Origin of the sequence: Chryseobacterium sp. RR2-3-20, assembly GCF_017808115.1 — a bacterium.
Lineage (GTDB): Bacteria > Bacteroidota > Bacteroidia > Flavobacteriales > Weeksellaceae > Chryseobacterium > Chryseobacterium oryzae.
In genome coordinates, this window is sequence record NZ_JADQBD010000081.1 from 1 (window position 1) to 10,904 (window position 10,904).

At 32.2% G+C, this 10,904-nt stretch carries 12 protein-coding genes; 11 read left to right on the forward strand and 1 reads right to left on the reverse strand.

The features are described 5' to 3' along the window. Positions 1-145 precede the first annotated feature (145 nt). Positions 146-886: an NYN domain-containing protein gene (locus IV513_RS13700; RefSeq protein ID WP_209391124.1), complete on the forward strand. Its 741-nt coding sequence runs from the start codon at positions 146-148 to the stop codon at positions 884-886. A 142-nt stretch (positions 887-1,028) separates the two neighbouring features. Here IV513_RS13700 and IV513_RS13705 read toward each other — a convergent pair whose 3' ends face one another. Continuing rightward, the gene (locus IV513_RS13705) at positions 1,029-2,567 is read right to left on the reverse strand and encodes an IS1182 family transposase (protein WP_209391125.1); all 1,539 of its coding nucleotides are present in this window, start codon (positions 2,565-2,567) and stop codon (positions 1,029-1,031) included. A 416-nt stretch (positions 2,568-2,983) separates the two neighbouring features. Between IV513_RS13705 and IV513_RS13710 the strand changes: the two genes are divergently transcribed. The 10 genes from IV513_RS13710 (at position 2,984) to IV513_RS13755 (ending at position 10,791) form a co-directional block, all read left to right on the forward strand. Then, the gene (locus IV513_RS13710) at positions 2,984-3,421 is read left to right on the forward strand and encodes a hypothetical protein (RefSeq protein WP_209391126.1); all 438 of its coding nucleotides are present in this window, start codon (positions 2,984-2,986) and stop codon (positions 3,419-3,421) included. A 570-nt stretch (positions 3,422-3,991) separates the two neighbouring features. Further along, the gene (locus tag IV513_RS13715; RefSeq protein WP_209391127.1) at positions 3,992-4,954 is read left to right on the forward strand and encodes a hypothetical protein; all 963 of its coding nucleotides are present in this window, start codon (positions 3,992-3,994) and stop codon (positions 4,952-4,954) included. A 281-nt stretch (positions 4,955-5,235) separates the two neighbouring features. Then, positions 5,236-5,580, forward strand: coding sequence for a type II toxin-antitoxin system RelE/ParE family toxin (locus IV513_RS13720; protein WP_209391128.1), 345 nt, complete (start codon positions 5,236-5,238; stop codon positions 5,578-5,580). After that, entirely contained in the window at positions 5,570-5,869 is a 300-nt protein-coding gene (locus IV513_RS13725) for a helix-turn-helix domain-containing protein (RefSeq protein ID WP_209391129.1), read from the forward strand. The genes IV513_RS13720 and IV513_RS13725 overlap by 11 nt, the downstream gene beginning before the upstream one ends. An 876-nt stretch (positions 5,870-6,745) precedes the next feature. Further along, positions 6,746-7,657, forward strand: a complete 912-nt coding sequence (locus IV513_RS13730) for a COG2958 family protein (protein ID WP_209391130.1) — start codon at positions 6,746-6,748, stop codon at positions 7,655-7,657. Positions 7,658-7,895: 238 nt separating this feature from the next. Further along, positions 7,896-8,453, forward strand: coding sequence for a protein adenylyltransferase Fic (gene fic / locus IV513_RS13735; RefSeq protein ID WP_209391131.1), 558 nt, complete (start codon positions 7,896-7,898; stop codon positions 8,451-8,453). A gap of 474 nt (positions 8,454-8,927) precedes the next feature. Then, complete coding sequence (locus tag IV513_RS15890; protein ID WP_245168954.1) at positions 8,928-9,110, forward strand: hypothetical protein; 183 nt, start codon at positions 8,928-8,930, stop codon at positions 9,108-9,110. Positions 9,111-9,124: 14 nt separating this feature from the next. Then, positions 9,125-9,961, forward strand: a complete 837-nt coding sequence (locus IV513_RS13745; RefSeq protein ID WP_317196430.1) for an IS3 family transposase — start codon at positions 9,125-9,127, stop codon at positions 9,959-9,961. A 242-nt stretch (positions 9,962-10,203) separates the two neighbouring features. Continuing rightward, positions 10,204-10,503, forward strand: a complete 300-nt coding sequence (locus IV513_RS13750) for a type II toxin-antitoxin system RelE/ParE family toxin (protein ID WP_124784682.1) — start codon at positions 10,204-10,206, stop codon at positions 10,501-10,503. Between the two features lie 3 nt (positions 10,504-10,506). Next, positions 10,507-10,791 carry an addiction module antidote protein gene (locus IV513_RS13755; protein ID WP_055041555.1) on the forward strand — a complete coding sequence of 95 codons (285 nt, stop codon included), beginning with the start codon at positions 10,507-10,509 and terminating at the stop codon, positions 10,789-10,791. Positions 10,792-10,904: the final 113 nt, after the last annotated feature.

Sequence of the window (10,904 nt, forward strand, 5' to 3'; positions counted from 1 at the left end):
TTATTAATTTAGTCAGCGGAAAACATTTTTTGCTTCGTGCAGTTTTTAGTAGAAATTTCAGGTGTAAAAGCCCGCACTTCAGCAATACGTTTCCCGTTAGCGGTAATTATATCGAACGACAGACCAAACAACAAATAAAATCAAAATGAATGAAGATAAACTTGCGGTATTGATTGATGCAGACAATATTCCATATGCTAATGTGAAAGAAATGCTTGAGGAAATTGCCAAAAATGGAACTCCAACAATAAAACGCATTTATGCAGACTGGACTAAACCAACGGTTTCGGGGTGGAAGAATGTCCTTTTAGAAAACGCTATTACTCCTATTCAACAATATAGCTACACAACAGGAAAGAACTCTAGTGATAGTGCAATGATTATTGATGCTATGGATATTCTTTACTCTGGAAAGGTGAACGGTTTTTGTATTGTATCAAGTGACAGTGATTTTACTCGACTAGCTACTCGGCTGAGAGAAGCTGGAATGACTGTAATTGGTTTTGGAGAAAAGAAAACTCCCCTGCCCTTCATTTCTGCCTGCGACAAGTTTATTTACATCGAAATTCTAAAAGCACCGATTTTAGAAAATGTTGAGACTGTTAAAGCTAATGCAAAAAATAAAAAACAAGAGCCACTAAGCAAAGTAGATGCAGAAACCATTAGAATTCTAACTGAAAGCGTGAATGATTTGGCTGACGAAAATGGCTGGACATTCTTAGCAAACTTAGGAAATTACATTCTTAAGAAAAAGCCTGACTTTGATCCAAGAAACTATGGATTTCTCAAATTACTACCATTAATAAAAGACACCAAAAAGTTTGATATTGATGAAAGAGAAACAGGAGTAAATAACATTAGACACATATATGTAAAACAAAAATAACTACCGCTAACATCGGTAGCTGTTGCACAACTCCCATTTTTAGAAATACTATTTCCAAAACATAAAATTTTGACCTCGTTTAAGTACTTTTAAGCGAGGTTTGTTTTTTAGTTAACGGTCAAAATGCTTAAAATTGGGGTGCTTAAAATTGAGTTATTGAAGCTTGGAAAGACTGATTTACAAAAGCAAAGTTCTTCCCTTGTTTTAGAGATAGTACTTGGGCTAAAATACTCGGTTTTTTGGCGATAAAGCGTAAGTATTTTTTCAAGTTGTAGGTTAAACTTGCCATTAATACGTGTTTGTTTGCGTTTTTGATTCCTCGTGTATTGACTCTCCTCATATTCGTAAAGTTGACCAACGTTCCAATGACGGGTTCTACCGTTTTGCTACGCACTCTAACCATTTTCTTGGCATATTTCTCGTTTTGGGTGAGTTTTTGGTGCATACGGTCGTAATGTTCTTTGTGGATGCTGTCGTCTAGCTTTTTAAACTTGGTGCTTTTGCCACAGCATTGTTCTCTTAGTGGACAGTTTTTACAATCTGTTTCGCTACTTCGGTACGTTCGTTTGGTGTAGCCTTTACTATCCCTTTTTTCGCCTTTGAAAAGCAGTTTAGCTTGCTTACCTTCGGGTTTTGTGCATTGATAATAGTTTTCTTCTTTGTGGTAAGTAAAACCTTCTCGCTCTGATTTGTATTGTCCGAAGTAGGGGATGTAGGCGTTGATGTTTTTTTCGTGCAAATACGCCAAAGCTTCGCCACTGCTGTAACCACCATCGGCTAAAAGTTCTTCGAGTTCTATTCCGTTTTCGTTTAGGTTTTTTTCGGTAAGTTCTACAATTTGTTCTAAACACTGACTGTCGCGTTTGTCCGCAAAATCAGAACACGCTCCTGTAATCACATGGTGTGCATCATCTACTGCGATTTGTCCAAAATAATTTAATTGTCGCGCTTTGCCTGGTTTTACGCTTACTCTAGCATCGCTATCTGTGGGAGAATAATGGGTGTGATTCGATAGGTATTTCGGACGAATGAGATTGCCATTTTCGTCGGTTTGATTGCTGTTGCTATTTGCTGGCATTCCTTTATACGCTTCTGCTTTCCAATCATGGTGGCGTTCAACGAGTTTCTTGCGGGTGGAAGTCACTTTGTATTCGCTGTTTTCTTCAAATTCGTTCACAAAAGCACCAGCATCTTCCAAAACTTCCTTCTCTACCAAACTATCCATACTGGCGTTGGCTTTGATGAAAACGCTGTCCACCGCTTGGCGTTTCCCTCTTACCATTCCTTTAGAAACGCACATTTTCAAGACTTCTTTAAACAAGTTTAAAAAGACTTCTTCGCCATATAAACCGCGAGTTCGGCTAATGGTACTGTGCCAAGGAAGCTGCTCATGTACATCATAACCCAAAAATAATCGTATCGATAAGCTATCACTACAAAAAGCTATCAACTGTCTATCTGAATTGATATTGTTTAAATATCCCACCAATAAAATCTTAAAGAAAACTACAGGATCTATACTCTCCTGTCCTTCCTTACCATAATACTTTTGAGTTGCTTTATAAATGAAATGTAAATTGAGTTCGGATAACATTTTTCTATAAAAATTATCCTCTGGAACTAGGTCTAATAAATTGACCGAAACAAATAATTGTGGCGTAAAATTCTTCTTTCCTTGCATATTTAAATTTACAAAATATCCAATTTTTATACAAATTTATTTGTATATTTGAGTTGTGCAACAAGCACATTGTATTGGCAAAATGCGGGAGGAAGTACAAAGTTGAAAATTTTCAGATATTTTGTCGCAAAAAACTTTTCGTTTTCCAATTTTTTTGTAAGTTTGAAAAACGAAAAGTTTTTTGCTAATTGCAGTTTTAAGTTGTTCATTTTCAGCTAAAAATCCCGCACTTCGCCAATACTTTTTCCGTTATCTGTAATTTTAAACAAGATGTGTTCAAAATTTCATTATTATTATGAATTTCTGTTATACTGAAATAAAAAATGAATAATTAAATAACAAATTTATTACAATTATATAAGTCAACTTAAAAATTTTAGTTTATCACATAGTAACGCACGATATTTTAATTAAGTATGAAAATAAAAATTTACACATTCGCATTCTTACTATTGTCATATTTCTGTAATGCGCAAAAATTTAATCTTAGTGAGTTAGAAATACTTACAAAAAGTAATTTTGCCGAATTTTCAAATTATGCTATTGGTAAATCATATAAATTAATCACTAGTAAGAATAATTATGTTTCCTTTGGCTATGAAAATATGAGTAATGGCAATATGTACATAATTGAAAAAGATGACAGTGCTGAGAGTCCAGTTGTTAATTATGTAATTACCAATCAAAATGATTATTTACAATTTCAAAATGAATTAAAAAAGCATAATTATATTTCTAATGACGATAATAGTAGTTTTTCTGAAGACATTTATCATAGTGAAAACTACGAATTCATTGCAGTAGTTCAAATAGGAAAAGGTTATTATAAAATATTTCTTCATAACACAAATTAAAAAAAACTACAGATAACAGGCGTAGCTGTTGCACAACTCCCATTTTTAGAAATACTATTTCCAAAACATAAAATTTTGACCTCGTTTAATCACTTTTAAGCGAGGTTTGTTTTTTAGTTAACGGTCAAAATGCTAAAAATTGGGGTGCTTAAAAACGAGCTTTTGAAGTCTATAAATACCATTTTTATAAAATCGAGTTCCGTTATCAATTTTCTGTAAAAATTATCCTCTGGAACTAGGTCTAATAAATTGACCGAAACAAATAATTGTGGCGTAAAATTCTTCTTTCCTTGCATATTTAAATTTACGAAATATCCAATTTTTATACAAATTTATTTGTATATTTGAGTTGTGCAACAAGCACAAGGTATTGCCAAAAGCGGGGCTGAAAGTCCAAACTTCAACATTTGTACTTCTATTCCGCAAAAACCATTTTTTATTTGCTTTGAAAAATGTAAATTAGCAAACAAAAAATGGTTTTGCTAACTGCGGTGCTTAATTCAGGTTTTGTGCTTCTATTTCCCCGCCTTCGGCAATACCCAAACCGTTATCTGCAACCTTATATCGCTTATGGAAAAACAATTTATAGATATTTTTAAACAATTTTTATTATCAAAAGGTTATCCTGAAAATAGTCTATTGTTTGAATTCAAATCCTCTAAAATTCACCCAAAATTCAGACCTGATTTATTAGTTATTGATACAGAAAATGACAATTTTTTATGTTTATTTGAATTTAAATCTTCAACTTCGGAAAAAAGTGATTTAATTAATGAAATAAACTATTATCAAAATGATTTTCTATCAAATTTACAAGAAGATATACCTGTTTATTTAGTTTTAAGTTTTGGATTTGGAAAAGATTTTCAAATTTTCGAATTGACAGATGGGGCCCTAAAACTAATTCCAGATGATGAATTCCCAAGATATGAAACCCTTGTATCACAGCAAAAAACTGAAGAAAAAATTGAAAAAGAAAGAATCCAAAAATATAAAATTGAAGAATTAAAAGAAAGAAAAAAAAGAGTGTGGTTAAGCTCAATGCTTTCCATTTTAAGTCTTGTCGTTGGAATAATTACTGTGGTTTACTCACTAAATTTGAATAAAAAAACAAACAACTCCTCAACTTTTTCATCATCTTGCAATTGTGATTTGATTAAAACTGAAATAAAAAATTTGAAAACATTAATAAATCAAATTGACAAAAAAACAAATCAAAATGTAAGTTCGTCCAAGAATAACCCTGTAAATTCGGATATAGCAGATTTAACAAATAGAATAGAAGTTATTGAAAAAGGAATTTCAGACAATCCTGAAAAAACACTTTCGTTACTTAATATGAATAACAACATTTCTCAATTAGAAAAAAGTGATGAATCTATAAGGGAAATCAACAAAACAGAAATAGAATCTTTAAAAAATGAAATGGAAAATCAAAACTCGTGGATATCAGGATTACTAATTACAATTTTTGGACTTGTTTTAAGTTTTGCAGTTCCAAATCTTTTGGCAAATATTAAAGAAAATAAATAAAACTAAAAAGGCTGCAGATAACATAGTATTGGCAAAATGCGGGAGGAAGGGATAATTGAAAGATTTGTCACATTTAGCCGCCGCTGCTTTTTCGTATTGATTTTTTTCTTAATTTAACAATCCGAAAAAAGCATCGGTTCCACGCAGTCTAAATTGAATTTTCAGTTAAATTAAGCCCGCACTTCGCCAATACTTTTTCCGTTAGCAGAAATATCATAAAAAATTCCGCATAAAAATAAAAGTTGTTCATTTGGACAACTTTTTGTATTTTTGTAAATGATATGGAAGAAAAGAAGATTAGAAATATTTTCGCCTATAAAAATTACTTCCTTGACTTCTTCCAAAAACAGAAGCCAAAAGTAAAAGAGAAAATATTATGGACTTTTATGGTCATTGAAACCGTGGAGAAAATTCCAATTGAATATTTTAAACATATGGAAGGAACCAACGGACTTTATGAGATAAGAGTTCAGTTTGGAAACGATATTTTTAGGATTTTTTGCTTTTTTGACGAAGGAAAATTGGTCGTGTTGACAAATGGATTTCAAAAGAAAACGCAAAAAACACCAAAAAAGGAAATTGAGATTGCATTAAAAATTAAAGAAGAATACGAACATGAAAAATAAAAATTTAACTTCTCTAACTGAAATTCTTGATAAAGAATACGGAAAAAAGGGAACAAAAAGAAGAGACGAGTTTGAAAAGGGATATGAAGAATTCAAACTTGGAATTTTAATTCAGCAAGCAAGACTTGAAAAAGGTCTTACACAAGAGCAACTTGCAGAAAAATGTGGAACCAATAAAGGTTATATTTCAAAAGTTGAAAATAATATTAAAGATGTTAGACTTTCAACACTGCAAAAAATTGTGGAAATTGGACTTGGAGGAAAACTAAATCTTGGAATTAACCTGTAAAAAGATACTTCTGCTAACATGGGTTTGGCAAAAGCGGGGCGGAGAGTTATCATTTAGAAGAATTAGGCACTTTTCGCCGCAAAAACCATTTCGTTTTTTTATTTTTTGTAATTTTGAAAAAAACGAAAATGGTTTTTGCTCGGTTCGGGTTTAGTTGGAATTTCCGTCTATCTTATCCCCGCCTTCGCCAAGCCCTTTCCCGTTGTGCGCAATATTTTGAAGGGCAGTTATCACTAGAAATTTCGGTCTGAAAAATCAAAATTTTGACCTGAATTTAAACTTCTAGAACTGACTGAAATCTGAAATTCTTTGCGCTGATTTTCCTAAATCCAGAAAAAATCTTTACGAAAAACTTACGGATTTGAGTATCAAAAATTGCGCTGAATTCTTCAAAACGCTGACTGAAAAATGCGCCAAAAAACTTAAAATCAATCTACAAAAATTCCACTGGATTTTAAAAATTGTGCTTGACGTTTACAAATTTGCGCTTAATGGCGTGAATAAATTTTGCTTGAATTATTTTCCAAAATTCGTGAATAAAATTCTGAAAATCTTTGCGATTTCGTGGGTGAAAAAAATTGTCGTGCTTGATTTTTAATTCTCTGACCTGAATTTAACGAGTTAAATCCAAGTCGCCGAACTAAAAATACTGCGCACAACATGGGTTTGGCAAAAGCGGGGCGGAGAGTTATCATTTAGAAGACTTCAGCACTTTTCGCCGCAAAAAACCTTTTCGTTTTTTTATTTTTTGTAATTTTGAAAAAACGAAAATGGTTTTTGCTCGGTTCGGGTTTAGTTGGAATTTCCGTCTTTCTTATCCCCGCCTTCGCCAAGCCCTTTCCCGTTGTGCGCAACCACTAACCAAAAAACCAGCTAATGACATTTTTAGAACTTGCTGAAAAAGTTTTACAAGAAGAAAATAAACCATTAACATCAAATGAAATTTGGGCAATAGGTGTTAAAAAAAATTACGATAAAGAGTTAAATACTGAAGGTAAAACTCCTTGGGCAACTTTAGGAGCGCAGATTTATGTTAACTCAAAAGATAATCCTAAATCCCTTTTTGGAAAAACTGATTCTCGTCCAAAAAAGTTTTATTTAAAGTCTCAAATTGGAAAAATTAATTTAGAGGATAGTTCAATTACTGAAGAAATCCTTGTTCCAAAAAAGAAAAAATTTGATTTTTTAGAAAAAGATTTACATAAGTATTTATCATATTATGCATACTACCACTTACATTGCTACACAAAAACAATAAATCATTCTGTTTCTTCAAAAAAAGAATTTGGGGAATGGGTTCATCCTGATATGGTTGGTTGCTACTTTTCAATGGAAGATTGGAAAAAGGAAGTTTATGACTTGAGTTCTGCAATGGGAAATACTTCTTTGAAACTCTATTCTTTTGAATTAAAAAGAGAATTAAATTTTGCAAATCTTCGTGAAAGTTTTTTTCAATGTGTTTCAAATTCTTCTTGGGCGAATGAATCATTTTTGGTTGCATCGCAAATATCAGAAAATGAAGACTTCAGAGATGAATTAGGTCGTCTTTGTACCTCTTTTGGAATTGGCGTTATTAAACTCAATATTGAGGACCCACATTCAACTGAAATATTAATACCTTCAAAATTCAAGGATTTAATTGATTGGGAAACTGTGAATAAACTAACTATGAATAATGATTTTAAGGAATTTATTGACACAGTCAAAACAGATTTAACAAGTAAAAAAATTCATAAAAAAGAATATGATTTAGTGGAAGAAATTGAAAAATTAAAAATGAAACCTTAATTGTGGCTGCACATAACATAGTATTTGCAAAAGGCGGGGTTGAATATATAATAGAAAACCCGATGCATTTAGTCGCAACTTGCTTTTCATATTGTATTTTTTTTGTAATTTAACAATCTGAAAAAGCAATTTGCTTCGTCCGGTCGAAATTGAACTTCCAGTTAAATTTAGCCCGCCCTTCGCAAATACTTTTTCCGTTATGTGTAATCCTAAAACAACGATGTGTCTTAAATAGAAGATGAAAAATATTGACAAAAAAAGTCTTGAAAACGCTTACAAATTATTTGAAAGTGGAGACATTAAAAATATAGAAATTGGAACGACGAAAGGGCTTCAACAAATACATAAATATTTATTTGACGAGTTGTATGATTTTGCAGGAAACATACGAATTTTAAATATTTCAAAAGGCGGATTTAGATTTGCAACAGCAATGTATCTGAATGAAATCTTGGCGAAAATAGAATTAATGCCAGAAAATACTTTCGAGGAAATTATTGCCAAATACGTCGAAATGAATATTGCTCATCCATTTATGGAAGGAAATGGAAGAACAATGAGAATTTGGCTTGATTTAATTCTTAAAAAGAATCTAAAGAAAGTAGTCAATTGGCAATGTGTTGACAAAACACTTTATTTACAGTCAATGGAAAGAAGTCCAATTAATGATTTAGAATTGAGAACTTTACTTTCAGAAAATCTGACTGAAGATGTTGAAAATAGAGAAATAATTTTTAAAGGTATTGAACAATCATATTATTATGAAGGCTACAAAAAGGAAGATGATGATAATTAGAACTAAAAAAGGACAACACATAACACGGTATTGGCAAAAACGGGCTTGAATATCCAAATTGAAAATTTGAATATTCTTTGCCGCCAATTGCTTTTCGTTCCAACTTTTTTTGTAATTTAGTTTCCACGAAAAAGCATTGGCTTCTACTCCACAAAATTGAATTCTCCGAATTCCTTTTTTGCCCATCTTCGCCAATACTTTTTCCGTTATACGACATTTTATGAAATGTATCGTCCTAAAATAGGTTGACCAAAAATTAAGCACTTTTACTGAACAATGGACTTAACAAATGGACAACCCTGCCGAAAAAGAAACGATAAAAAAACATCTTTTGAATTCAAAATTTTCGTTATTTCGCAGATTAACAATGGTTTAATTTCCACTAACTTTGCCTCCAAGAAATACAACATTTCAAGAAGCACAATCGATTATTGGCGAAAAAAATTATCCAATTACACCTCAAAATCCAAAGCAATGAGCCTGCAAGACGAAAACAAAAAACTCAAAGAAAAACTTCAAGAACTCCAGTGGATCAAAGAGTTTCAACAAGACGTAATCATTGAATTTGAACGAGTTACAGGTAAGGAACTCTCAAAGGAATTATTACCCAAACATTTATCAAACGAGATACAAAAAAAGAAGAAAAAATTAAAATAAGGCTTTTGTATCAAGTGTTTGGGATTTCCAAGCAAGCCTATTACAAGCGTCAAAAAACGTTTGAAGAGAAGCAAAAACTCAATCAAAAAGTAATTGAAATTGTAGAAAACGCCCGTAAAAAACAACGAAAAATGGGCACGCGAAAACTCATGGATAAAATCAAGACAGAAATCTCGGAAAATAAGATTAAAATAGGGCGTGATGCTTTATTCACGCTGCTTCGAAACCATGGAATGCTCATCAAAAAGAACAAATGCTATCACATCACAACAGATTCCAAGCATTTTTACTACACTTCACCAAATCTCTTGAAAGAAACAGAGCTTAAACACGCTGAACAGGCCGTAGTTTGCGACATTACCTACATCAAAACCGATGAAGGACACGCCTATCTTTCGCTGGTAACAGACCCTTATTCCAAGAAAATAATGGGTTACGCCCTGGAAGACAACATGAAGGTAGAAATGGTGAAAAAAGCCCTTAAAATGGCGCATAAAAACAGACAATTTAATACTGAGAATATCATTCATCATTCCGACAGAGGATTGCAATATTGTTGCCCAGATTATACTGATTTTGCAAGGAAATTAGGCTACAAAATGAGCACCACACAAAAGTATGATCCTTACGAAAATGCAGTCGCTGAAAGGATTAATGGCATTTTGAAATATGAATTTGGTTTCATTAATGTTCTTCCTGATTTAAAAACTGCTCAAAAAATGATTAAAGAAGCTGTAGAGATCTACAACAACGAAAGATTGCATTGGAGCCTCAACCTAAAAACACCGCAACAAGCTCATAATGAATTTAATACTCAAATATACAAAACATATCGTAAAAAATCAGCATAATGTTGTGGTTGAAAAACGCGGAAATAAATTGTGGAAAAATCAGTAGGGAAAAGAAAAGGACATTTTTCCACAATTTATTCCGAAACCAATTATGAAATTCCTTATTTTTAAATCGTGAAAAAAAACAAAATATTAACCCAAAAAAAGTCAACCTATTTCAGGACATGACAAAGATTCCGCTTAAAACAAAAATTTTGGATTGATTTAACTTTTTCCTATATTTGTATCCAAATGAATACAAAATGTACTTTATTGAGAAAACAAATGAGTTTGACAAGTGGTTCCGAAAATTAAAAGATATCCGAGCAAAGGCTAAAATCTTGTTCCGAATCCAGAAATTACAAAACGAAGAACATTTTGGAGATTGCAAACCTGTTGGAAATGGAATCAGCGAATTGCGAATAAATTTTGCAAAGGGCTACAGAATCTATTTCAAAGAGACAGATGGAAAAATTATTATCTTGTTAATTGGCGGCGACAAATCAAGCCAACAAAAAGATATAGAAAAAGCGAAAGAAATTTGGGAAAAAATAAAAGAATAAAGAATGGATATTTCAAAATTTGACATTGCAGATTATTTGGACAGCAACGAAATGATTGCTGAATATCTTAATGTTGTCCTTGAAGAAGGCGATGATTCTGAAATTGTTGTAGCAATTGGTAATATTGCAAAAGCAATCGGAATGACAAAAATTGCAGAAGAAACTGGAATGAGCAGACCGAGTTTGTACAAAGCACTATCTGAAGGTGCAAAACCACAGTTTTCAACAATTATGAAAGTTTTGAAAGCAGTTGGCGGACAAATAAGAGTTAATCCTATAACTGCATAAAAAAAACGTCGTACAACATGGGTTTGGCAAAAGCGGGGCGGAGAGTTATCATTTAGAAGATTTCAGCACTTTTAGCCGCAAAAAACCATTTCGTTTTTTTATTTTTTGTAATT